Below are 22539 nucleotides of genomic sequence, written 5' to 3' on the forward strand. Positions count from 1 at the left end.
TTGGCTCAGTATGCGACGAACCGTCATCTTCAGGTGTCCCACGAGTGGGTGACTGAGCACACCTTCCGGATGCTCAAACAAACACTGGGCTGGACCAGCCCGAAACTGCGCGACCCGGCTGCCGCCGACCGCTGGACCTGGCTCCTGCTCGCCGCCTATACCCAGCTACGCCTCGCCCGGACGCTGGTCGCTGATCTACGCCGGCCCTGGGAACGCCCGGCCCCGCCACAGCGACTCACCCCAGCCCGAGTCCGGCGAGGGTTTCGGCACCTACACGCTCAAACAGGCACTCCCACCAGCGCACCGAAACCCTCCCGGCCAGGACCCGGCCGACCCACCGGCCGGCGAAACCAGCACCCTGCCACCCGCCACGACGTCCACATCGTCACCAAGGCCAAACCTCAAAACGGCACGAAATCCAAGAAGACCTCGACCACCCCACGGCCACGCCGAACGGGTTAAAACTCAAGCTAGCCCGTGTTTCGTAAGTGGGCCGGGCTGCGCCGGGCCCAGGCGCCGCCTGGCCGCACGCCGGGACCGCCCAGATACAACACCGGTATCCGGACGATCCCGTCGCACACCCAGCCGACCCCTGGACTCCGCCTCGCCGTCGACCCCCTTACGAAACACGGGCTAGACCGGTCAGCCGATGGCCACCTTGATCGCCGCGGTCGCGGCGGCCAGGCCGATCTGCTCACCGATCCGCAGCGCCCACTGCCCCGCCTGGGCGAGATGCTGCCGCATGCCCTGCTCATCCCCCCGGGTAGCAGCGTCCCGCGCGGCCTCCACAGCCGCCACGGACTCCTGTTCCGCAGGTGTGCGTGCGGCTCCCGCGAGCAACTCGCGCAGCTCACCCAGCTGCCCGGCCAGCTCGCGCAGCTCGGTGCCGCCGGCCACGTGCTGGTTGACCTGCCCGGTTTCCACCCGGTTCTCGTTGCCGATGCTCGCGGCGTTGACCGGTGCGTTGAAGGTGAAGTCTCCTGGTGCCACGGCGTGTCCTCCCTGTCCACCCTGGATCTGCATGACGATCTTGTTGGCGTTGTCGAGCTTGGCGTTCAGCGCCGCGATCTCCTTGCGGAAGGTCAGTTCGCGGTCGCAGCGGCGCAGCGTGTTCTGCAGCAGCGTGTCGGTGTCGCCGGATTCCGGGCGCTGGGCGATGATCTCGTGGTAGACGTTGCGGGCGGCGATGTGCGCGGCCCGCCGCCAGTGGTTGCGGGCGCGGCGCACCAGCTCGCGGCATTCGGCCCAGCGTTCCTCGTCGACCGCGAGCTCGGCGGCCGCCCAGCTGAGCCAGCCGTTGACCCGGGCCAGCTCCATCTCGTACAGCGATCGGGCGTTGCGTGGCATCTGGCGCGCGACGGCCTCCCGCAGCAGGCGTTCGTAGCGTTCGACGGCGTCCTCGCCGGACACGACCGCGTCGCCGTAGTGACCGCTCTGCGCTTCCCGCAGCGTCTCGACGAAGCTCTGCACCGCCTGCAGATACCGCATCCCGTCGGTCAGCTGCCGGCGGAGCTCGTCGTACTGGGTCCGTGCCTGGCCCGGCGTGGATGGTCGCTCGCCGTCGGACTGGTGCCGCAACTCGTCGAACGCCACGTACGCGTTGTCGAAGCTCTGGTACGCACCCTTGAAGTCGCCGTTGCGCATGTGCCCGAGCCCGGCCATCAGCTGACTGGCCGCCCGGGTCAGCCGCAAGCGCCAGGTGCCCACCGGGTGCAGGGGCAGGTCGCTGCCGGCGAGTTGCTCGAAGCACTTCATCGCGGTGGCCAGGTAGCGCAGGGCGGTGTCGAAGTCACCGGCGAGGCGTCGCTCGTCGGCGCGGCACACGTACTGCAGGCCCTCGGCGAGCAGCACGTTGCCGGCGGCGGCGTCGCGGACGCCGGCCAGCCGGTCCCGGTACGCCGCGTCGCCGTCCTGGTGCCGGCGTTCGCGCTCGCAGAGCTTGCGCTTGGTGTCGTTGAGCTGCAGGAACTGGGCCAGCAGGGCGTCGGCGCCGGCGAAGCTCAGCTCCTGCTGGCGCCGGGTGGCCTCGCCCATGACGATGTCCCCGAGCGCGGACGCGGCCAGCAGGTAGCGGTCGAATTCCGGCGCGTCGAGGCCGGGCAGGTGTTCGTAGTAGTCGACCTCGGCGAGCAGGCTGGGGAAGTCGTCCGTGGCCGACACCGGCGGCGGCACGGTGCCTGGAGTGGTCATGGTGGCTCCCCGGCGCTGAGGGCGTCGACCGCGAACGGCGGGGAGCCCTCGCCGCGGCGGTGCACCAGGATGCGGGTGCCGGGCGCGGGCTGGTGCTCGAGGATCCACCGGTTGAGCGGGATCCGCACCCAGCGTTCCAGCAGCGGGCTGCGGATCTGCCGGGCGCCGAGGGCGGCGCCGCTGCGCACGATCTCGTCGACCACGGCGCGGCCGATCGCCGTACGGTCGAAGACCAGGTCGTAGCCGCGGGCCCGGGCCGCCATCGCGATCTGGTCCAGGAACTTCGCGGTGATGTCCATGATGACGTTCTCGCGGAGCAGGTCGAACACGACGACGCCGGTGCCGAGCCGGCCGAGCAGTTCGGGGCGGTGCAGGCGGGTGGCGAAGTGCTCGGTGACCGCCTGGCTGAAGTGCTCGCGCACCGCCTCGTAGGACATCGCCGGATCGGTGAAGGTGCGGCCCAGGTCGCCGACCCCGATGTTGGACGTGAAGATCACGATCGAGTGCGAGAAGTACGCGGTGCGCCCCTGCCCGTCGGTGAGCCGCCCGTCGTCGATGAGCTGCAGGAACTTGTCCATGATCTTCTCGTGGGCCTTCTCGATCTCGTCGAACAGCAGCACGCTGAACGGCCGCTCGAGGACCCAGTTGGTGAGCGTCCCGCCGTGCTCGTGGCCGACGTAGCCCGGCGGCGCGCCGGTCAGGCGTTCGCTGGTGTGTTCCTGGCTGTACTCGCTCATGTCGAAGCGGCGCAGCGCCGACTCGTCGTCGAACACCAGCTCGGCCAGGGCCTTGGCCAGCTCGGTCTTGCCGACGCCGGTCGGGCCGACGAAGAAGAAGACGCCCTTGGGGCGGGTGCCGGTCTGCTGACCGGCGGAGACGAAGTCCAGCCCGACCCGGGCGTTCACCAGGACGTCGGTCACCGCGCGGACGGCGGGCAGCTGCCCGATGACCCGCTTGGACAGCAACGCCTCGGCATCCTTGATCTTGCCGAGGTCGAGCTGTTCCCAGGGGTCGTCGCGCAGCCCGAAGCGGTGCCGGGCGACCAGCCGGCGCGGCATGGTGGGCGGGATCCGGGCGACCTGGGAGGTGACCCGCAGCGCGCCGATGTCGACGATCGTCATGCCGTCGGTGAGACTCGCCAGCGTGGTGGTCGCCTCCGCCCGGGCGTCCGGCGTCATCGTGTCGCCGCCGTAGTAACCGGCGACGTCCTCGCGCAGGAAGGCGGCCCGTTCCGCGATCGCCGGCCGGTCCGCCAGCACGGCCACGACGTTCGGATTGTCGCGGTGCAACCAGGACGGCAGGGCGGACAGCTCCCGGGCAACGAAGATCATCGTGTTGTGGTATTTCGGGCTGCCGCCGGGCGTCACCGGATCGGCGGCGAGCAGCCGCCGGACGTACGCCACCTGCGTCACGTGGTCGTTGCTGAAGTGCGAGGGTGCGCCGACGAGCAGGTCGGCGCTCTCCACGATGACCACGCAGGGGCGCTCGTTCTGGTTCATCAGCCGCAGCGCCACCGCCAGGACGTCGACCGCCGTCCGCGGCTCCGCCGACCGCGCCGCCATGAGCTGCTGCTCGAGGACGTCGGCGGAGGTGACGAGCGGGTTGCGGCGCCCACCGTTGTTCGCGGGCGGCTGGCGCGGCGGCGGGGCGGCGGGTCCGTCCGGATCGCTGAGGAAGCGCCGGACGAACTCCCGGCTGGCGTCGTCGTAGTAGCTCAGGCCCTCGACCAGGTTGTACCGGACGATGACCGTGAAGCCCGCCACCGCCAGGAAGTCGGCCACCGTGGCCGCGAACGGCTGGTACCGGTCGTTCCAGCGGATCAGGTCGTCGACGTTGCCGTGCACGACGAGGTGCCGCCGGCGCTGCAGCTCGTGGTAGGCCCGCACCAGCCACGGTGCGCCGCGCGGGGCGGTCACGGTCGCCATGACGGGTTCTCCTCGTGCCGGCTGGACTCCGTGGCGGGCGGGCTCAGCCGGCGCGGCGCGTTGCTCGCCGGCCGGCGCTGGCCGTCGCGTCCCTCCCAGGTGACCGGGCTCATGACGACGCCGTCGCGGCCCGCGCTCTCCTGGAGCACGTCGATGATCTCGAGCAGGCTCCCGCAGGCGGCGGTGCCGTGGCCGGCCCTCTCCTCGTGCTGGACGGCCTCGGAGGCGTACAGGACGCGGTGGCTCTCGTCGGCCTCGGTCTCGGCCTCCACGATCAGGGCGACCGTGTCACCGCCGGGGCGCGACGCCCGCAGCCCGATCGCCCCGTCCTTGCTCTCCATGACGCTGCCCGCGTCGACCGAGAAGCCGACGGCCGGCAGCGCCCGGACCAGCGAGGTCAGCACCGTACGCCGTTCGGCGATCTGGTCGAGGACGGCGTCCAGGTCGTCCTCGATGGCGTCGACGCGCCGTTCCAGCGCGGCGCCGAGCCGCAGCACGTCGGCGAGCTCACCGCGGGCGAGGTGGGCCCGCAGCATGGTGATGGCCTCCCCGGCCCGGTCACCGTCGCGCAACGCTACGTGCGCCGCCTGCCCGTCCGCCCGCAGCCCCGCCAGCCGGGCGGCCAGCAGCTCGATCCGCACCGCCGCCCGCCGGCGCTGCTCCTGGTGCTCGGCGCGGGCCGCGGCCACCCGGTCGAGGTGCTCCCGCACCCGGTCGGCGAGGTCGTCGACCTCCGCGTCGCCGGGCTCGGCCACGCTACGCAGCTGGGCGAGCCGGGAGTCCAGGGTGATCGCGTCGCCGGGATCGTAGCGGCCCCGCTCGGCGTCGGCGTCCCGGACCATCGCGGCCAGTGCGGCGATCCGGTCGGCCGGGCGACCCGAGCGTACGGCGGCGCCGGCCCGCATCGCCCTGATGCCGCGCTCCGCGCGTTCGAACTCGCCCGCGGCCGCCGCCAGCTCGGTGAACGAGGCAGCCTCGCGGACGTGCCCGGCGGCTTCCTCAAGCGCCTGCCCCCGCTCGATGCTCTCGGCACCGAGCCCGGCCAGCGTCGTGGCCAGCGGACCGTACCGCTGCAGGATCTCGCTCCGGGCCACGGCCAGCAGCTCATCGCGGCGCCGGGCCGCCGCGGCCTCACGCCGCAGGTGCCGGGCGTCGCGGTCGTGGTGCACCTGGTCGCGGACCTTCTTGCCGAGCTGCGCGAAGCTGTACTTCGGGGATCTGCTCATCCGGCGCCGGCCCTCCCCCGCGCGCCGGCCGGCATCCCGAGCGCCTGCTCGAGGCACTCCCGGAAGCCGGGGACGGGCGGGACTCCCAGCCACTGCAGGGCTCCGGCCGCGGTGACCTCGAACTGCAGGCCCGCGCCGGGCTCGGTGCCGTCGCCGAGGTCACCGTGGCGCGCGGTGAGGCAGTGGATGCGCTGGTTGGCCGAGCCCCGCCAGCGCAGGTCGGCGTGCCGGTGCGCCTGGTACGGGCCGTCGATCAGGATGTCGAGCTCGGCGAGCAGACCACGCTGGTCGGCGGTGCCGTGCTCCCGCAGGTGGCGCAGGGTGAAACCGGTGTAGGACAGCACGGACAGGTCACGCCGTACCCGGACCAGCTCGACCAGCCGGCGGACCGCCGCGGCCTGGGCGAACGGTTCCCCGCCGGAGAGGGTGAGGCCGTCGACGGCCTCGTCGGCGATGCGCCGGGCGAGCTCGGCCACCGCGACCGGCCGGCCGCCCCGCGCCGGAATCCATTGCGGACTGACGCAGCCGGGGCAGTTCAGCGGGCAGCCCTGGACCCAGACCGCGAACCGGTTGCCCGGCCCGAGCACGGTGCAGGCCGGGTGCGTCGCAGCGATGACGAGCGTCCGGCCGGTCACAGGGAACCATTCCCTGCGGCGACGATCAAACCTGCGACGAAGATCAGCAAAAGCACGACTACGGCCACCACCACCACGAGGCGAGCCACCCTGGCCTTCGAGATCTTCTTCTTCGCGGCCGGCACCGGCGTCGCCGGCGCGTCGGCGTACGGCCGGGGCGGTGCCGGAAAGGTGATCGCCGTCCGGGGCATCGCCACGGTGCCGACAGCGACGCCGGCCCTGGGGACGCGCTGGAGCGGGACGAGTCGTGGCGGCTCGGCCCCGGCGGGCGGCACCCAGCCCGGCGGCGGCGGGAAGTGATCGCCGAATCCCCCGGCGATCCGCGCACACCACACACATCCCGCCGCCGAGCGGTGGTACGCGTGCCGCGGGTTGTACCGGCACCCCATCAGCTCGAAGCTGGTCTGCTCCAGCGCGTGCGCCCAGGTGCTGCCGGACGGACGGATCAGCGGTTCGTCGTACCCGTTCTCGAAGCACTGCCGGATCAGCTCCCGCACCTTGGGCGGCAGCACCTCGGCCGGGATGCTGCCGGACGTGGGCACGAGCCGGTCCGGATGGGTCAGCCGGTTGTTGCGCTGTTTGATGTTCTCCTCGACGCTGGTCGACGGTGGCACCGCCGTGGAGACCCCGCCGAACGGGTGCTCGCCCTCCATCACCAGCTGGCAGATCACCACGCCGAGCCCGAACAGGTCGTGCTCGCGGGTCAGCCCCTTGACGTCGAGCACCTCGGGCGCGGCGTACTCGGGGGTGTACTTCTCGCCGAGGTGCAGCACGCCGGTGGCCGGGTCGGTGAACTGCACGCCGTCGCAGTCCAGCAGGGTCACGTGGCCGTGCCGGTCGACCAGGACGTTGGTGGGACTGACGTCGCCGATCACGATGCCGGCGCCGTGCAGCATGTCGAAGAGCCGCCCGACCCGCGCCGCGATCGTGAAGGTCGTGCGCCACGTCGGTTCGTCCAGCAACCCGATCCGGGCCCGGGCGTCGAGCAGGCGCAGCAGCGGCGTGCCGTCGATGCGCGGGACCACGACGCCGCGCAGCTGGCCCTTGTCGTCCCGCAGGGTCGTCCGGGGCCAGGCCACGTGCAGGTGCTCCGGGCAGTCGCCGCCCCAGGTGACCGGGGCGAGCCGGCTGAGCGCGTCGAGCCGCGGCCCCAGCTCCGCCGAGCGCTCGAAGTCGGAGTAGATCTTGGCGCAGACGTGCGGCGAGTCGGCGACCGGGTAGACGACACCCTCGGCGCCGCTGCCGATCTCCTCGTCCACCACGATCTCGACCGGCCGGCCGGCCGGGGTGTGCAGCCGCCGGGTCCTCATCGGTGCACCGCCATCAGCATGGTCTTGTCGTCACCGGACGAGGCCGCGAACTCCTTCGACTGCAGCTTGCGGCTGAGCTCGCTGCCGTCCACGCCGGGCATCCGGAACGCCGCGAAGTACGCGTCGAAATCCGCCGGGGCACAGGGGTACGCGATCCCGTCGGGTCCCCGGCTCACGTCGAGCATCCCGTCGATCAGTCCATCGGTGCACAGCGCGAGCCCGCGGGCGCCGGTGTCGACGATGAGCCCGCTGCGCAGATCGTCCCGGCGGCCGGCGGAGGTCATGAAGACCGTCTCGTTGGCCGTCTGACGGCCCGTGGGAGGCGGGATCACCAGGTGCGAGCCGCCCGGCGCCCGTTCCATCACCAGGAAACCGTCACCCACGCAGACGTAGGCGAAATACGGCGGATCGGCGACGATGGCCAGCAGCGTGGTGGCGAACTCGGCCCGCGACACCGTGCTGACCCCGGTGGCGGTGGGCCTGTTCCGCAACGGGGTGATGGCCCGCTCGACGAGCTCGTCGAACTGGTCGAGGCACGCTTGGGCGTACCGGGCGGTGGCCTCATGCCATTGACCCAGCGTGCGCGGCACCCTGGCGAAGACGTGGTCGGCGGCCTCCCAGGCCGCCTCCACCGACAGCCGGGAGCCGTGCGCGGAGCGCGGCTGTGATCCGGCGCCGTCGGCCACCGCGAGCAGGTGCAGTCCGTCGCCGACCGCACCCTGCCGCAGGCTGTCCTGGTTTTCGATGCCGAGGCTCGTGTGGTTGGGCCCGGCCACCGACGCGGAGATGACCCGCCAGCGGGTGTCGAACCGGCTATCGGCCATCGGAGCCGGCGCCTTCCTCATCGAGCCAGCGACGCATCTCCTCGTTCTTCTTGTTGTCGCGCTGGAAATGCTCGTAGATCGCTTCGGCCGGGGCGTCGCGCGACTCGGCCTGTGCCGAGCCGATGCTGGTGGAGACCAGCCGGAGCACCTTGCTGAAATCGGTGTCACCGAGCAGGTACCAGGACTTGGGCGCCAGGCCACGCAGCACGTCCTGGTCGGCGCCGCGGACGCCGAGCGCGAAGAAGAGCAGGTGCTTTCCCGCCTCGTGCTGGCGCAGCATCGCGGCCACGTCACGCCACCGGTCGGTGCGGTTGCCCTGCAGGTCGGTCGGCACCCCGTCGGTGATCATGTACATCATCGGCCGGTAGGCGAGCCCGAGTCCCTCGGCCGTGAGCTGGCCCTTGCGGACGCTGAGCACCTCGAGCGCGTACTGGATCGCCTCGACCATCGGGGTGAGCCCGCCGGCGGCGAGCTCCGGCGGGTGGAACTCGCGCAGCGGGACGAACGGCCGGCTGGTCTGACCGGTGACCTGCCCGCTCGGGTCGACGGCCCGCACGTGGTCCTTGCCGAACGTGATCAGCGCGATCTCGCCCGACATCTGCAGCGCGTCGTTGCCGCGCAGCTCGGCGCACCACTTCTGCAGGGCGTCGTTCAGCTCGTCGATCGCCCCGGTCTGCTGCATCGAGGAGGACGTGTCGACCACGAGGGTGATCAGAGTGCGGTTGCGGGCCTGCCGCACCGGCAGGGCATCGACGGTCATTGCCGGACCTCCTCGGTGATGCGGCTGGAGACGACCAGCGCGTCGCTGCCCGCGCTCAGCGCCAGCACGGACAACGGCCGGCCCGGATGCACCTGCTCGCCCGGTCGGTCCAGGCTGGCCCAGAGCAGCACTCCGCCGGCGTCGACGAAGCCGCCCTGCGGGCCGAACCGGGTCTGCGCCCGGACCCGCCGGCCGGCCCCGACGGCGCGCACGACGTCCTTGGGCAACGGTCCGGGCGGTGCGGGTGGATCCGGCTGCGGCGCCGGCCGGCGCTGCGGGGCCGGGGTGGACTGCACAGGTACGGACTGAGCGACGTGCCGCACCACGGGCTGCGGCGGCACGCTGTTGACCGGCTCCCGGCCCCGCAGCGCCGTCCGCCGGCGTACGGCGTCCGCGGCGAAGTACAGGACTCCGGCCGTGATGATCGTCATGATCAGACCAACCCTCAGCGCCTGCGGCCAGCCGAAGTCCTTCCCGTGGCGCACGGTGGTGACGCGGTTTCCGAACGACTCGACGCGCGTCGAACCGGTGTATCGCTCCAGCACGGCGGCCGGGTCCGCCCCGAAGGGGACAGCGATCGTGTCTTCTTTGATCCGATCTAAAAAGTCACACGTTTCGCGCGACTTCGCCGACACACAGGTGAATTCGTCGCCCGCCTGCGACCGGGGCAGAATGATGATCACCCTGCTGACCTCAGCCGCCCGCGCGTCATCAAGATGGTTTTTCAGTGGCTCATCATTGATGGCCGGATAATTGCTCATGTCGACCACCGCGACGTCGCCGTTTCCATCGCCGCCTGGCATGATCGCACCGACCGCCAACGGGCCGAGAACCAGCACAGCAGCCACGCCGAGCGCGGCGGCGGCGAGCCATGATCTGCTGGCGGCCTTCCCCTTCATAGCGGCAATCTAAGCGAGCCCGGCGCCCCCGCGGTTCGTTCGGACAAATTCCCGCCACCAGACCTGGACGAACGGTCAGCACCAAGGAAGCCGATACGCCACATTCGGCATTTGTCATTTCCGACGGACCGCCGATGATTCGCCGGTCAACCCGCGGATGTGGAGCGGGGCGGGACCCGAAAGCCGCGGAAAGGCCGACTCGGATGACATTGACGGGCCGTTACTCGTGCCTGCGGGTCACCGCGTGCCGGCCGGTCATCGCGATCGCCGGGTCGCCGCCGGCGGTCTCGGCCCACTCGCCGCAGGCGCCGCCGCCCTCGCTCACCGCGAGCGTGAGGGGCGTGCCGTCCATGCGCAGCGCGGGATGGTAGTAGTCGGCCACCTGGCGCGCATCGGCCTGGATGTAGTGACCGATCAGCGCCCGCCGGAACCGGTCGCGGCTCACGTTGGGCATGCTGCCGTGCACCAGCGAGCCGTTGAAGAAGAGCACGTCGCCCGGCTCCAGCGGGACCGGGATCGCCTGCTCGCGCGCCGGCACCGGCACCGTCACGTCGGTGAAACTGACCGTCGTGTCGGCCTTCTCGGTGCACAGGATCTGCCACCGATGGCTGCCGGGCACCACCATCAGGCAACCGTTCTCCTCGTCGGCCTCGTCCAACGCCATCCACGCCGCCATGCACGTGCCCGGTTCGGCCCGCAGATAGAAGTTATCCTGGTGCAGCGCCTGGCCGCGCGAGCCGGGCGGCTTGAAATACACCATGGTCTGCACCGCGTACGGCTCGGCGCCGAGCAGTCCGGTCAGCCACCGCCGGATCCGGTGGTCCAGCAGCCACCGCAGGGACGTGTCGTCCCACCGGTGCATCTGGGCCATCCGGGGGTAGCGGCGCAGCGGATCACGAACGCCCGCGTCCACGCCGGCCAGGTCGTGCTGGTCGGTGTTTCGCCGCAACGCCATGTAGTGCTCGCGCAGCCGGTCGATCTCCACCCGGTCGAGCACGCCACGGGCCACAAAATATCCATCACGGTCGATTGCTTCTTTGTGCGATGCACTCATACTGTGCCATCGTCGTACCTCGACGGCAGTGCTGCCAGAGAGGAACGACGCGAGGAGTTGTCTGTTTGACTCACGACCTGGCGACCGGCGCGACGCCGCGGCTGCGGTTGACGAGCCCGCCCACCTACTGGCGGTGCGAGCCGGGCTGGTCCTGGCATTCCCAACCGCTGCCCGACAACCTGCTGTGGTGCGTGCTCGACGGCGTGGGCCGGCTGACCGTACGCGGCCGCGAGTTCGAGCTGCTGCCGGGCGCCAGCGCCGTCTTCGCGCCGGGCGACGCGCCGATCGCCACCCACGACCCGCGCCGGCGGCTGCTGGTCTTCGGCATGCACTTCGAGGTGACCGGCGCCCAGGTGGCGCTCCCCCACCGCTGTCACCTCGTACGCGACCAGGCATTTCTCGCCGCCCTGGCCCGGCGGTCCGAGGCCGGGCACCGCCGCGGCGACCCCCTGGGCCGCCGGCAGAGCCTGCTCTGCCTGGAACAGATCCTGCTGCTGCTCTGGGACGAGTGGACCCACCCGGCGCCCGAGCCGGTGGATGCGGCGCTCGCCGACCTGACCCACACCGTCCGGCAGGACCCCGGCCACCGATGGAGCGTCGCCGAACTGGCCGGGCGCGCCGGGCTGTCCCGAGCGCAATTCACCCGCCGATTCATCGCCCACACCGGGCTGTCACCGACCCGGTTCCTGATCCAGGCCCGGATCGACCGGGCACATCAGCTGCTGACCGAGACGACCATGTCGGTCGGGCAGGTCGCGAGCGCCCTCGGATATACCGACGTGGCGTACTTCAGCAAGCAGTTCACCCGCCAGACCGGCCACTCACCACGGCACGCCCGGAGCCCGGACCGCGCGCGGTCCAGACCTCAACCGTGACGATTGCGCCTTCGGCCATGAAGTAGGCACTATCTGTCCCGTCCGAGGCCCCGGCGGATCGCGATCTCCACGGGCGAGTACGCGCCGTCGGCCCGCTCCAGTTCGTACGGCGCGGCCGGCATCAGCGGCGGCTGGGCCATGAAGCGCGGCCGCTCCCCATGGTGCGGCTGCGCCGCGTGCACCAGGAACGGATGGCACAGGAAGACGTCGCCCGGAGACCCGGTGGCGAGGGCGAGTGGCCGGTGGCCGGACGCCGCCACCAGATCGGCCGCCAGGGCCAGCCCGCTCGCCCCGTCCTCCCCGTACTTCTCCAGCACCTTCGGCACGTCGAGGTGCGAGCCGACCCGGATCCGGGTCGGCGCGTCCCGCTCACCGACCTCGCTGAACAGGAACAGCATCAGCAGCGCCCGGCCCCGGGAGCGCAGATTCGTGAAATACCAGCTCTCACCCTCCGGCAGATAGCTTCCCTCGACGTGCCAGCCCGCGTCGTCCGGCTCCTTCTCATGCGGAAAGCGCAGCGGGAACGTGCCCAGCGAATAACGCGGCTCCCAGCGCCCCGCGCCGACGAGCAGGTCGTACGCGCGGTGGAGGAACGGAGAGTTGGGTGCGGCGGCGAAAGGTCCCTGCGCCATGCCGGCCACCCAGTGCACGGGCTGCGTCCACGTCGCTGGATCGTCCGGTTCGCAACCCGTCTCCCGCCACAACAGCCGCGCGCAGTCCGCGGCCACCCGCGGCGCGACGGCGCCCGCCAACTTCACGAAGCCGTCGCGAAGAAAGCGGGATACCAAGGTCGTGTCATCCATGCCCCCATCGTGCGGCGACACCGGTCCCGACCGCCCGACACTTTCCGCACAGCCTTTGTCTGACCGTCATGGCGCCTCGCGAGCCCCGCCGTGCGCACCGCCGCCGGCTCGGCGACCCGAGATCGCAGAAACCCGACAGTAGCGGGGCCGAACCAAACCCCTCGGTGGCCGGACCAACCGGGTGAAGGTCCCAACACTGAAGGAGATCCATCATGCGTACGCATCATCGCGGTCGCATCCGTTCCCGGTTCGTTCTCGCCGCCGTGATCGGCGCGAGCACCCTGGGCCTCGGAGCCTGTGCCCAACCGGCACCGGTCGGCGTGGTCGAAGTCCCGCCGCCCGCCGCTACGTCCGGCACCACGAGCGCCTCCGCCCCGGTCACCGATGCTGCCGCGGCACATTCCCCACCGGGGACCGGCACGTCGTTGCCGCGCGGCTGGAAGCGCTGCGTCAACACCGCCGAGAACTTCTCCATCGGATATCCGGGCACCTGGCACACCACCCAGATCCGGCCGGAGGAGGCCTGCGCCCAGTTCCATCCGAGCCGGTTCACCATCCCGCTGGACAGCGAATACCCGCTGACCGCCCTGAACGCCAAGCGGGTGCAAGCGGCACCGAGCCGCGCCGGCACCGAATACGAGCGCACACTGCTCTGGCAGCAGACCACGGTGGCCGGGCGGCAGGCCGTCCGGTTCGAGACCTCCAGCACCGGCGCGGGCCAGGGCCTGGCCGGCACCAGACAGTACGGCTACGTCATCCGTCTCGGGCACGGCCTGATCTCGATCCACACCACCGCCGAGCCGGGCGAGACCCGCTATGCCGCCTGGAAGACCGTCGTCAACAAGGCGGTCCGCACGCTCACTCCCGCTCCCCCTGGATGCGCTCCGATCCGGCCGGGAACGGGCTTCTATGAGGCCGGGCGGGTCGCGACGGTGCCACTGACCACGCCGGTCTCGCGCTGCACGACGATCAGCGTCTCCGACATCGTCGACCCGGCCAACCCGGCCGACCGCTGCCAGACCTTCCTGGTCGGGTTCTGGCCGCTGGTCAACGGTTCTCTCACCTACACGGAGCCGGTGACGGCGTGCGGCGGAGACCGCACGGTGCTGGCCCGCGGCGTTCCCGACAAGGCCAAATTCATGGTGTTGTACGACGTCGACTACATCGATCCGGATATCCAGAAGGTCAACTTCAAGGTGTGGCGCTGACCGCCCTCGGCCACCGTTCAACAATCGCTCAACCATCGCTCAACGTCGCCCACACATTCTGGAGGGAACAACACTCCTGTTCGACTGTTCCCGAAGGGATCGAGAATGTCCACGATCACCCTGATCTCCATCACCTGCGTCGAGCTGCAGGATTCCATCAGCCACGATGAGACCGAGGTGCGGGTCAATGGGGTCAAGGTCGCCGGCCCGTTCGCCATTCGCAAGAAGCAGACCATTCCGCTGGGCGGGATCACCCGCACCTTCACCGGCAGCGTCAACGTCCAGCTCTTCGAGATGGACAGCAACAGCGCGGACGACAACCTGGGAAGCAACCTCGTCGGCGCCAGCCCGGTCACCAACAACACCCTGGAGTTCAAGGCCGCCAACAAGGCGTTCTACACGATGAAGTACTCGGTCGTCTGAGCCCACCAGCGGCGGGCGGGCGGAGTCAGGCGGCGGAGCGGACGGATTGTTCGCCCCGGTGCAGCTTCGCCCGTACGGCTGTGGCCTCGGGATGGCCGAGGCCCTCGAAGATGGTCAACGCGTTCTGCCAGGCGCGCCGCGCCGCGCCGGTGTCGCCGGCGGCGTGGTGGGCGTCGCCGAGCCTGGCGCACGTGTCGCCCTGCCGATACCGGTCCCCGAGGTCGGCGAACAGGCCGACGGCCTGTCCGTAGTAGACGATGGCCTCGCCCTCCCGGCCGAGTTGATGGTGGGCGTAGCCGAGGCTGTCCAAGGTGCTGGCGGCGCCGTGCCGGTTTCCGAGCTGGTGGTGCAGGGCGAGCGACTTGGCGCAGTAGGCCAGGGCTCGCTGCGGGTCGCCGAGGTGGGCGTAGTGCCAGCCGATGGCGTTGAGGGTGGCGGCCTGGCCGGGCCGGTGCCCGGCGGCCCGATACAGGGCGAGCGCCCGCCGGTCATGGGGCAACGCCTCTCGGTGCCGGCCCTGCCGGGCGTGGACCCGCGCGAGGCTGCGCTGGGTGTGCGCCTGCCCACTCAGGTTCCCGAGGCCGGTGAACAGCTCCAGCGCGTGCCCGAGGTGAGTCCGTGCCTCGTCGTGGCGTCCCAGCCAGACATACGCCAGTGCCAACTCCCGATGGGCGTGGGCCTGCATCCACCGGTCGGTCAGCCGCCGGGCCGCCGCCAACCCGGCCGTGTGTACGGCGACCCCGTCCTGCCAGTAGCCGCACCGGTCGAGGAACGTGGTGAGCGCCCAGGCCAGCTGCCAGACGTGGGTGTCGAAGCCGGTGTCCGCGGCGCAGGTGAGGGCGGCGCGCAACCCGGCGTGCTCGGCGCTGAACCAGGCGAGCGCCGCGCTGTGATCGTCGAACCGTCCAGGTGCGACTCCCGGGTGTGGGACAGCCAGCGCGATCCGGTCGCGGTACGGGGCGAGAAGCCGATCGGCGTCGTCTGCTGTGTGCAGGTAGTGGTCGAGGATCCGGCGCACCGCCGTACGCCGTTCGTCGCCGTCGCCCGTGGTCGCCCGGGCGACCTGCTCGGCCGCGAACAGCCGGACGAGATCGTGCATCCGGTAGCGACCCGGGGCCGGAGTCTGCACCAGATGCCCGGCTGTCAGCTCACGCAGCAGGGCGCCGGCACGGGCGGCGGGCAGGGCGGCCAGGCTCGCCGCGGACGACAGGGCGACATCCGGTCCCGGGCAGAGACCGAGGAGGCCGAAGAGCCGGGCCGCGTCCGGTGTCAGCGCCCGGCATGAGGACGACAGCACGGCCCGCAGGTTGACCGCCACCTCCCCGCCGTCCAGGGCGTCCAGCCGGGAGCCCTCCTCGCGCAACTCGGCGGCCAGGGCGGCCAACGGCAGCTCCGGGTGCGACGCGGCACGAGCGGCCACGATGCTCAACGCCAGCGGCAAACCCGCGCACCAGCGCAGGAGCGCGCCCGCCGCGGCGGGATCCGCGGTCACCCGGCGCGCGCCCACCTGATTCACGAGCAGTTGCCGGGCTTCCAGGTCGGTCAGCACGTCGAGGGTCAGGGGCCGGGCGCCGTACCCGCTCAGCAGGCCCAGCAGCCGGCACCGGCTGGTGACCAGCACCACGCACGGCGCGGTCCCGGGCAGCAGCGGAACGACCTGGGCGGTGTCCCGGGCATTGTCGATGACGATCAGCATGCGCCTGCCGGCGATCAGGCCCCGGTACAGCCCGGCCTGGGCGTCCGGCTCAGCCGGCATGACGGACGGGTCCACCCCGAGGGCCTCGAGGAACGCCCGGATGGCGGTGTCCGGGGACATCGGCTCGCAGGCCGGGTCGAAGCCGCGCAGGTTCACGTAGAGCTGCCCGTCGGGGAACCGGGCCACGTTGTCGTGCGCCCAGCGCATCGCCAGCCAGGTCTTGCCGATGCCACCGGCGCCACCGATCGCGGAGATCACCACCATGGGCGCCTGATCGGTGGGTGCCGCCAGCGCCGCGCTGAGTTCGGCGAGGGCCGCGGACCGGCCGGTGAAGCGGCACGGCGGCGCCGGCAGCTGGCGCGGCACCTGGCCGTGCGGCGGGCTGCCGGCGCGGGCCCGGGTCGCTACCGCCAGGGCCGGATCCCCGTTCAAGATCCGCTGATGGAGCAGCTGCAGCGCGGTGCCCGGATCGGTGCCCAGCGTGTCGGCCAGCAGCCGCCGCAGCCGCTGATAGGTCGCCAGCGCGTCGTTCTGAAGGCCGCAACGGTATTGGGCGAGCATGAGCTGAGCGCCGAGTCGCTCGTCCAGTGGCTGCGTCTCCGCGAAGGCCACCAGGTCCGGCAGCAGCTGACCGTGCCGCCCGACCCGCAGGCCCGCGTCGTTGCGGTCCAGGACGGCTGCCCGCCACTGGCCCTGCAGCCCGGCCCGGGCGCCGTTCAGCCAAGGGGTGTCCACCAGGCCGAACGGCTCCCCGCGCCACAGGCTGAGGGCCTGTTCGAACAGCTCCACCGCGCTGTCGCCGTCCTCGGCGCGCGCCTGAGCGAGCAGGGCGCCGAACCGGTGCAGGTCCACCGCCGCCGGGTCGACGGTCAGGACATAACCATCGGGCCGATGGACGATCTCCACCTCGGTCGCCGAGGCCAAGGCCCGCCGCAACCGCGACAGGTAGGTGCGCAACACGCCTCCGGCGCGCTGCGGAGGGAATTCTCCCCACACCCGTTCGAGGATCCGATCGGCCGGCACCGCGCGGTTGGCCTCGACCAGCAGGACCGCCAGCACGCAGCGCTGCCGGGCGTGGCCCAGCTCGATGCGGCCGCCGTCCACCACCGCCTCCACCGCGCCCAGCAGGCGGAACTCCACCGCCATCAGCCTCCGCTCGGCAGCGCCGGCGACCTGCCGGCTGGTGACAGTGTGAGCGGCGCCATAGCCGAAATCACCGGTGTGTCAGCCACCGGACCTGGCGGTGGGTAAGCGTCCGACTTATTCACTTATGCCACAAATATGCATTTCTGCCGGTCGATGCGGTCTACCGACCGAGATCCAGATCTGTCAGGATGATCTCCTTTCGATGAAGGACGCAACTTTCCGGGTTCTGCTCACGTCTTGATTGCAGGGCCTCGAATGGCGCCGGTCGGCATCCCTCGAATGTGAGAGTCATGATTCAGCGACGTAAAGTGATCATCGGCGCGGTTGGTATGGCTGCGGCTGCCACGGCCGCCGGGTGCTCCTCGTCCGGCAAGACGGACGCCAAGAGCTGGGTCGAGCCGGCGGCGAACATCGAGCAGGCGGCCGCCGCGCCCGTCCGGCTGACCGTGACGCCGGCGAACGAGGACACCGACGTGCTGCCGGTGAAGCCGATCGTCGTCAGTGCCGCGGACGGCAAACTCCAGTCGGTCACCGTCACCGCCGGCAAGGCCAAGATCGACGGTGCGATCCAGGACGACGGGACCTGGCGTTCGACCCAGGACCTCGCGTACGGCAAGAAGTACAAGGTGACCGTCACGGCCACCGACAGCGCGGGCGCGGCGACCACCGAGGCCACCACCTTCACCACGCTGAAGCCGGAGAACATCGCCAAGGTCACGTTCCAGGCCAACAGCATGCTCGCCCTCAAGGAGGGCAGGACCTACGGCGCCGGGCAGCCGGTGGTCGTCCGATTCAGCCGCGCCGTCAACAAGAACGCGGCGGAGAAGGCGATCCAGATCAAGACCTTGCCGGCCGTGGAGGGCAAGTTCTACTGGAAGGACGACCGGACCGTGCACTGGCGGCCGGCGAAGTACTGGGCCGCCGGCACGACGGTCAAGGTGAGCGTCGACATGTTCGGCGTCAAGCTCGGCAAGACGACGTACGGGGCGAAGAACGCCTCGACCAACTTCAGGATCGGCCGGCAGCTGATCGCGATCAGCGACAACCGGACCCACCTGACGAAGGTCTACATCGACGGCAAGCTCGTCCGGACGATGAAGAGCAGCCTCGGCAAGGGCGGCGGCACGACCGGGGCGAACGGCGAGAGCATCAGTTACTGGACGGCGGGCGGCCCCCACGTCGTGCTGGGCAAGAAGCGCAAGCACACCATGAGCTCGGCGACGTACGGCGTTACCGACCCCAAGGACCCGAACTACTACGTGTCGGAGAACATCGAGTTCTGCACCCGGATCACCTACTCCGGCGAATACCTGCACGCCGCTCCGTGGAACGGCTCGCTGGGCCAGGCGAACAAGTCACACGGGTGCATCAACCTCAGCACGGCCGACGCCAAATGGGTCTACAACAACTTCCTGGTCGGCGACATCGTCGACGTCAAGAACACCCCGCGCAAGCTCCCGATCTGGAACGGTCTCGGCGACTGGACGGTCCCGTTCGACAAGTACGGCCGCTGAAGGCGGGTTTCAGCGGCCGGCAGCGCCGCCCTGATCACCGCCCCGAGCCGGTGGTCAGGGCGAGGCGCCGCGCGCGCGGTAGGCCGACGGGCTCAGTCCGAAGTGCGCCCGGAAGCGCCGGGCGAAATAGTTCTGGTCGGTCCAGCCGACCGCGGCGGCGATCTGCGCCACCGGGTCGTGCGTGTTGAGCAGCAGGATGGCGGCGGTCTCCACCCGGTGCCGGGTCAGGTAGGCCATCGGTGGCAGCCCGGTGGACGACTTGAAGATCCGGACGAGGTAGTTGGGTGTCACATGGAGCGCCGCGGCGAGACCGGCGAGCGTCCACGCGTCGGCCAGCCGGGACTCGAGCAGCCGCATGGCCTGCATCGCGGTCGGATGGAAATGGCTGGTCGACAACAGCTCGCGCGGGTCGCGGGCGTCGTCGGCGGCGCGGGCCAGCTCGCCCAGGACCAGGGTCACGTTGCCGATGACGTCGCCGCGGTATCGCAGCAGCGGTTCGCCGCGGAGCTCGGCCAGGGCGCGGAACCGATCGGCGCACCGGTCCAGCGCGCGTCGGCCGAGCCGGAACATCAGCAGGCCATGCCGCTTGGGCGCGTACGGGCCGTCCTTGAGGAGATAGCCGAGCAGCGGGTCGGCCATCGCCCAGGTGAGCTCCTGGCGGAACAACGCCGGATCGAGGCAGATGACGAAGATCCGCAGCGCGCGGCACTCCGCGTAGCCGTGGAAGGCGCCGGCCCGCAGCAGGATCACGTCGCCGCGCGCCAACTGCCGGCGCCCCAGCGGGGAGGTGTGCCAACCGTGGCCGCCGAGCACGGTGACGATCACGAGGTAGCCGTGGTCGTGCGCCGGCACTGTCCCGTCGAGCCGGTGCTGGGCGGCGTCGACGAGGGCGCTCTCGGCGAGAAAACCCATGCGCTGACCCCTGGGTAGATTTTGTGCTACTTGCGGGCGACAGCATGCTAACCGCCTCACCGGCCCGCCGCCTAGTCTATTTCCGTGTCACTCCCGCGACATTCTCGCGGAACATTTCCCGGACGTTCTGCCGAGCAGTCCGACATGAATGAGGATTTATGTCACTCAATAAAAGGGTGCTGCGGTTCATGCTGTCCGGAATCGTCGCCGCGACGGTCGCCGGATGCGGCATCTCCGGAGACCGGGCCGGCGCCGAGGCGACCTCGTTGTCATTCTGGCTCGCCCAGCAGACACCGCAGCCGATCAGGGACGGAATCGCGGCGTTCGGCCGGGAGAACGGAATCGCCACCGAAATCGTCACCGTCCCCGACCCGTTCGAGACGAACACCCTGACCAAGTGGGCCGCGGGCGAACGCCCGGACGTCCTCTACTGGCAGCCGGCCACGAAGTTCTTCATTCAGCTCGTCCCGAAGGCCAACCTGCAGGATCTGTCCGGGATGGACTTCGTCGGCCGGACCAGGCACCGGCTCGCCGTCGAATCCGGCGCCCTCGACGGCCGGACCTACACGGCCACCGTGGGCTTTCCCGCCGTCTTCGGCATCTTCTACAACAAGGACGTCTTCGCCCGGGCCGGGCTGACGCCGCCGAAGAACCCGGGCGACCTGCGCGCGGTGTGCCAGCAGCTGAAGGCCGCCGGGGTCGTGCCGATGTCGGTCGCGGGCGGCGACCCGTGGACGATGCAGGTGCCGGTGTACGAGATGCTCACCGACGCGGTGGCCGGCGGCCTGATCGAACGGATCAACACCGCCCGGGCGGCCTGGACCGACCCGGCGGTCGTCGCCGCGCTGCGGGATTTCAAGGGCGTCGTCGACGCCGGGTTCACCAATCCCGACGTCGCCACCGCCAGCTACGCCGACCAGCAGGCGGATCTGCTCTCCGGCGAGGTCGCCATGGTGGCGCAGGGATCGTGGCTGATCTCGGCACTGACCGACACGGCCGGCGCGGAGCGGGTCGACCGGTCCATCGGCTTCGCCCCGTGGCCCTCGGCGTCGGGCAAGGTGATGTGGCAGTCCTCCAACAATGCCTCGGTCATGCTGCCGAAGACCGGGAACGCGGCGCGCGAGCGGGCGGCCCGCGACTACGTCGCCTATGCCACCTCGACCGGCTATCGGCAGGCTCTCGCCGCCGCGAAGGAGCCCTCGGTCATCGACGGGATCGCCGATCCACCCGGGGTGTCCGCGCTGCGGAAGGCGGTCGCGGACGCGTACCTCAACCGCTCCGTCCCGAGCGTCGACATGCAGGCCGTGGCGAGCTTCGGCGACTTCCCGACCCTGATGAGCGAGCTGATCATGGGCCGGGCCGGTCCCGAGGAGGTGGCCGGCCGGATGCAGGAGGAGTTCCGGCGGAACGCGAAGCTGGTCGGCGTCGAGGGATTCTGAGGGCCTCGCCATGACCACCGCCACCCAGCTGCGGTTGCTCGTCGTCCCGCTCGGCCTGTTCGGCGTGTTCTTCCTGCTGCCCAACGTGCTGAACTTCGGGTACGCGTTCACCGACTGGAACGCGTTCCGCCCGGCCGTCGCGTTCGTCGGCCTGGACAACTTCCGGGAGCTGGCCGCCGACGGCACGCTCTGGGCCGACCTGCGGCGCACCCTGATCTATGCGGTCGCCGTGACGCTGCTGCAGAACGCCACGGGCCTGGCGCTCGCTCTGGCCCTGGAGCAACCCACCCGGGGCAACCGCGCGCTGCGGGCCATCCTGTTCCTTCCGGTCCTGCTCGCGCCCCTCGCGGTGGGGTACGTGTTCCAGGCCGTCCTGGCCTACGACGGCCTGCTCAACCAGGCGATCGGGATGGTCACCGGCCGGGCGGCGACCATCGAGTGGCTCGGCTCGGTGAACTGGACGCTCGGCGTGGTCGCCGCGGTCCACGCCTGGAAGTGGTTCGGGCTCACCACGCTGATCTACATCGCCGGCCTGGCGACCGTGCCCCGGGAGGTGCTGCAGGCCGCCCGGATCGACGGCGCGTCCGGCTGGCAGGCCTTCCGCCGGGTGAAGTTCCCGCTGCTGGCGCCCGCGGTCACGGTGAACGTCACGCTCACCCTGATCGGCGCCCTGACCACGTTCGACATCGTGCTGGCCACTACCCGGGGCGGCCCGGCCCGGGCCACCGAGGTGCTCAACGTCTACGTGTTCCAGCAGTTCGGCACCGGCGCGTTCGGCCAGGCCACCGCGACGAGCGCGGTGCTCTTCCTGACCGTGGCGGCGGTGGCCGTCCCGCTCGTGGGCTACCTGCGCCGCCGGGAGGTGACCGGATGAGCCCGTGGCAGGTGCTGCGCCGGCTCGCGCTCTGGGCGTTCGCGGGCGTGACGGTCGGCATCCCGCTGTGGCTGGTGCTGGTGAACGGCGCCAAGTCGTACGCGGAGGCGCAGGATCTCTCGCTGCGGCTGCCCCGGAAGTGGCAGCTCGGCGCGAACCTGTCCACGGTGTTCACCGAGGGTGCCGTGCTGCGCGGCTTCGTCAACAGCTGCCTGGTCACCGTTCCGGCGCTGCTGTTGTTGCTCTTCTTCGGCGCCATGGCGGCCTGGGTCTTCGGCCGGGGCCGGCGCCGCGGCGTGCGCGCCCTGTACTACCTCGCGATCAGCGGCATCCTCTTGCCGCCCGCGATCGTCACCACGCTCCGGGTGCTCGGGTCCTTCGGCCTGGACGGCACTCGCCGGGGCGCCGTGCTGTTCTACGCCGGCGCGTACATGAGCCTGTCGATCTTCCTGATGACCGGGTTCGTCAAGGCCATTCCGTACGAGATGGAGGAATCCGCACGCCTCGACGGCTGTTCCGCCCTGAGTGTCTTCCTGCGCATCGTCCTGCCGGCGCTGCGCCCGGTGCTGCTGACCACCGGCGTCTTCCTCGCCCTGCAGATCTGGAACGACTTCTTCTACGCCTTCTTCCTGTTGCGCGGCAGCGAACGGCAGAGCCTGCCGCTCGGGCTGTTCAGCTTTGTCAGCGGCAATCAGTACCGAACGAACTGGCACCTGATATTCGCCCACATCGTCGTCGTCAGTGCGCCGCTGGTGATGACGTATCTGGTCGCGCAGAAGCGCATTGTCGCCGGCTTGCTCTCCGGCTCGGTCAAATAAGGAGATCC

The 22539-nt window shown here is 70.8% G+C and carries 19 protein-coding genes and 1 pseudogene; 8 read left to right on the forward strand and 12 right to left on the reverse strand.

Annotation, left to right across the window (positions count from 1 at the left end):
* Positions 1-462: pseudogene (locus DMB66_RS65565) on the forward strand (hypothetical protein); the annotation flags it as partial.
* 180 nt (positions 463-642) lie between these two features.
* Here DMB66_RS65565 and DMB66_RS20915 read toward each other — a convergent pair.
* The 9 genes from DMB66_RS20915 to DMB66_RS20955 all read right to left on the reverse strand — a co-directional run bounded on the left by DMB66_RS20915 (position 643) and on the right by DMB66_RS20955 (position 10823).
* A complete protein-coding gene (locus DMB66_RS20915; RefSeq protein ID WP_125805797.1) occupies positions 643-2190 on the reverse strand; it encodes a hypothetical protein in 1548 nt (515 codons plus the stop codon).
* Positions 2187-4115, reverse strand: a complete 1929-nt coding sequence (locus DMB66_RS20920) for an AAA family ATPase (protein WP_125805798.1) — start codon at positions 4113-4115, stop codon at positions 2187-2189. The genes DMB66_RS20915 and DMB66_RS20920 overlap by 4 nt, the downstream gene beginning before the upstream one ends.
* The gene (locus DMB66_RS20925; RefSeq protein ID WP_125805799.1) at positions 4103-5341 is read right to left on the reverse strand and encodes a hypothetical protein; all 1239 of its coding nucleotides are present in this window, start codon (positions 5339-5341) and stop codon (positions 4103-4105) included. The genes DMB66_RS20920 and DMB66_RS20925 overlap by 13 nt, the downstream gene beginning before the upstream one ends.
* Positions 5338-5976 (reverse strand): 4Fe-4S single cluster domain-containing protein, encoded by a 639-nt coding sequence (locus DMB66_RS20930; protein WP_125805800.1) that lies wholly within the window; start codon positions 5974-5976, stop codon positions 5338-5340. Before DMB66_RS20930 ends, DMB66_RS20925 begins: the two co-directional genes overlap by 4 nt.
* On the reverse strand, positions 5973-7286 hold the full coding sequence (locus tag DMB66_RS20935) for a protein kinase (RefSeq protein WP_125805801.1): 1314 nt from the start codon (positions 7284-7286) through the stop codon (positions 5973-5975). Before DMB66_RS20935 ends, DMB66_RS20930 begins: the two co-directional genes overlap by 4 nt.
* On the reverse strand, positions 7283-8110 hold the full coding sequence (locus DMB66_RS20940) for a protein phosphatase 2C domain-containing protein (RefSeq protein ID WP_158647304.1): 828 nt from the start codon (positions 8108-8110) through the stop codon (positions 7283-7285). The genes DMB66_RS20935 and DMB66_RS20940 overlap by 4 nt, the downstream gene beginning before the upstream one ends.
* Positions 8100-8870, reverse strand: coding sequence for a VWA domain-containing protein (locus DMB66_RS20945; protein ID WP_125805803.1), 771 nt, complete (start codon positions 8868-8870; stop codon positions 8100-8102). The genes DMB66_RS20940 and DMB66_RS20945 overlap by 11 nt, the downstream gene beginning before the upstream one ends.
* Positions 8867-9769: a hypothetical protein gene (locus DMB66_RS20950; protein ID WP_125805804.1), complete on the reverse strand. Its 903-nt coding sequence runs from the start codon at positions 9767-9769 to the stop codon at positions 8867-8869. Before DMB66_RS20950 ends, DMB66_RS20945 begins: the two co-directional genes overlap by 4 nt.
* 220 nt (positions 9770-9989) lie before the next feature.
* Positions 9990-10823, reverse strand: coding sequence for a phytanoyl-CoA dioxygenase family protein (locus DMB66_RS20955; RefSeq protein WP_125805805.1), 834 nt, complete (start codon positions 10821-10823; stop codon positions 9990-9992).
* Positions 10824-10888: 65 nt separating this feature from the next.
* Between DMB66_RS20955 and DMB66_RS20960 the strand changes: the two genes are divergently transcribed.
* Positions 10889-11698, forward strand: coding sequence for an AraC family transcriptional regulator (locus DMB66_RS20960; protein ID WP_199752545.1), 810 nt, complete (start codon positions 10889-10891; stop codon positions 11696-11698).
* A 29-nt stretch (positions 11699-11727) separates the two neighbouring features.
* On the opposite strand, the gene DMB66_RS20965 is transcribed toward DMB66_RS20960, so the two are convergent.
* Positions 11728-12501 (reverse strand): phytanoyl-CoA dioxygenase family protein, encoded by a 774-nt coding sequence (locus DMB66_RS20965; RefSeq protein ID WP_125805807.1) that lies wholly within the window; start codon positions 12499-12501, stop codon positions 11728-11730.
* 212 nt (positions 12502-12713) lie between these two features.
* Between DMB66_RS20965 and DMB66_RS20970 the strand changes: the two genes are divergently transcribed.
* Both DMB66_RS20970 and DMB66_RS20975 read left to right on the forward strand, forming a co-directional pair.
* Positions 12714-13709: a hypothetical protein gene (locus DMB66_RS20970; protein ID WP_125805808.1), complete on the forward strand. Its 996-nt coding sequence runs from the start codon at positions 12714-12716 to the stop codon at positions 13707-13709.
* A gap of 105 nt (positions 13710-13814) precedes the next feature.
* Positions 13815-14132, forward strand: a complete 318-nt coding sequence (locus DMB66_RS20975; RefSeq protein ID WP_125805809.1) for a hypothetical protein — start codon at positions 13815-13817, stop codon at positions 14130-14132.
* Between the two features lie 25 nt (positions 14133-14157).
* Here the strand turns inward: DMB66_RS20975 and DMB66_RS20980 are convergent, their stop codons facing one another.
* Positions 14158-16974 (reverse strand): BTAD domain-containing putative transcriptional regulator, encoded by a 2817-nt coding sequence (locus tag DMB66_RS20980; protein WP_125805810.1) that lies wholly within the window; start codon positions 16972-16974, stop codon positions 14158-14160.
* Positions 16975-17264: 290 nt separating this feature from the next.
* Here DMB66_RS20980 and DMB66_RS20985 point away from each other — a divergent pair, with 290 nt between their 5' ends.
* On the forward strand, positions 17265-18488 hold the full coding sequence (locus tag DMB66_RS20985) for an Ig-like domain-containing protein (RefSeq protein WP_125805811.1): 1224 nt from the start codon (positions 17265-17267) through the stop codon (positions 18486-18488).
* Positions 18489-18542: 54 nt separating this feature from the next.
* Here the strand turns inward: DMB66_RS20985 and DMB66_RS20990 are convergent, their stop codons facing one another.
* On the reverse strand, positions 18543-19400 hold the full coding sequence (locus tag DMB66_RS20990) for an AraC family transcriptional regulator (protein ID WP_125805812.1): 858 nt from the start codon (positions 19398-19400) through the stop codon (positions 18543-18545).
* Between the two features lie 158 nt (positions 19401-19558).
* Here DMB66_RS20990 and DMB66_RS20995 point away from each other — a divergent pair, with 158 nt between their 5' ends.
* The 3 genes from DMB66_RS20995 to DMB66_RS21005 are packed head-to-tail and all read left to right on the forward strand — an operon-like array spanning position 19559 to position 22531.
* Positions 19559-20839 carry an ABC transporter substrate-binding protein gene (locus DMB66_RS20995; RefSeq protein WP_125805813.1) on the forward strand — a complete coding sequence of 427 codons (1281 nt, stop codon included), beginning with the start codon at positions 19559-19561 and terminating at the stop codon, positions 20837-20839.
* A 10-nt stretch (positions 20840-20849) separates the two neighbouring features.
* Positions 20850-21713: a carbohydrate ABC transporter permease gene (locus tag DMB66_RS21000; protein WP_125805814.1), complete on the forward strand. Its 864-nt coding sequence runs from the start codon at positions 20850-20852 to the stop codon at positions 21711-21713.
* Positions 21710-22531, forward strand: a complete 822-nt coding sequence (locus tag DMB66_RS21005; RefSeq protein WP_125805815.1) for a carbohydrate ABC transporter permease — start codon at positions 21710-21712, stop codon at positions 22529-22531. Before DMB66_RS21000 ends, DMB66_RS21005 begins: the two co-directional genes overlap by 4 nt.
* Positions 22532-22539 lie beyond the last annotated feature (8 nt).

This window comes from Actinoplanes sp. ATCC 53533 (genome assembly GCF_003947245.1).

Bases quoted from the DNA above. Each gene is read 5' to 3' on its own strand.
- DMB66_RS20975 (WP_125805809.1), top strand. From the start codon at position 13,815: ATGTCCACGATCACCCTGATCTCCATCACCTGCGTCGAGCTGCAGGAT.
- DMB66_RS20980 (WP_125805810.1), bottom strand. From the start codon at position 16,974: ATGGCGGTGGAGTTCCGCCTGCTGGGCGCGGTGGAGGCGGTGGTGGAC.
- DMB66_RS21000 (WP_125805814.1), top strand. From the start codon at position 20,850: ATGACCACCGCCACCCAGCTGCGGTTGCTCGTCGTCCCGCTCGGCCTG.
- DMB66_RS20990 (WP_125805812.1), bottom strand. From the start codon at position 19,400: ATGGGTTTTCTCGCCGAGAGCGCCCTCGTCGACGCCGCCCAGCACCGG.
- DMB66_RS20995 (WP_125805813.1), top strand. From the start codon at position 19,559: ATGTCACTCAATAAAAGGGTGCTGCGGTTCATGCTGTCCGGAATCGTC.
- DMB66_RS20965 (WP_125805807.1), bottom strand. From the start codon at position 12,501: ATGGATGACACGACCTTGGTATCCCGCTTTCTTCGCGACGGCTTCGTG.
- DMB66_RS20940 (WP_158647304.1), bottom strand. From the start codon at position 8,110: ATGGCCGATAGCCGGTTCGACACCCGCTGGCGGGTCATCTCCGCGTCG.
- DMB66_RS20935 (WP_125805801.1), bottom strand. From the start codon at position 7,286: ATGAGGACCCGGCGGCTGCACACCCCGGCCGGCCGGCCGGTCGAGATC.
- DMB66_RS20925 (WP_125805799.1), bottom strand. From the start codon at position 5,341: ATGAGCAGATCCCCGAAGTACAGCTTCGCGCAGCTCGGCAAGAAGGTC.
- DMB66_RS21005 (WP_125805815.1), top strand. From the start codon at position 21,710: ATGAGCCCGTGGCAGGTGCTGCGCCGGCTCGCGCTCTGGGCGTTCGCG.
- DMB66_RS20950 (WP_125805804.1), bottom strand. From the start codon at position 9,769: ATGAAGGGGAAGGCCGCCAGCAGATCATGGCTCGCCGCCGCCGCGCTC.
- DMB66_RS20985 (WP_125805811.1), top strand. From the start codon at position 17,265: ATGATTCAGCGACGTAAAGTGATCATCGGCGCGGTTGGTATGGCTGCG.
- DMB66_RS20920 (WP_125805798.1), bottom strand. From the start codon at position 4,115: ATGGCGACCGTGACCGCCCCGCGCGGCGCACCGTGGCTGGTGCGGGCC.
- DMB66_RS20945 (WP_125805803.1), bottom strand. From the start codon at position 8,870: ATGACCGTCGATGCCCTGCCGGTGCGGCAGGCCCGCAACCGCACTCTG.
- DMB66_RS20915 (WP_125805797.1), bottom strand. From the start codon at position 2,190: ATGACCACTCCAGGCACCGTGCCGCCGCCGGTGTCGGCCACGGACGAC.
- DMB66_RS20955 (WP_125805805.1), bottom strand. From the start codon at position 10,823: ATGAGTGCATCGCACAAAGAAGCAATCGACCGTGATGGATATTTTGTG.
- DMB66_RS20970 (WP_125805808.1), top strand. From the start codon at position 12,714: ATGCGTACGCATCATCGCGGTCGCATCCGTTCCCGGTTCGTTCTCGCC.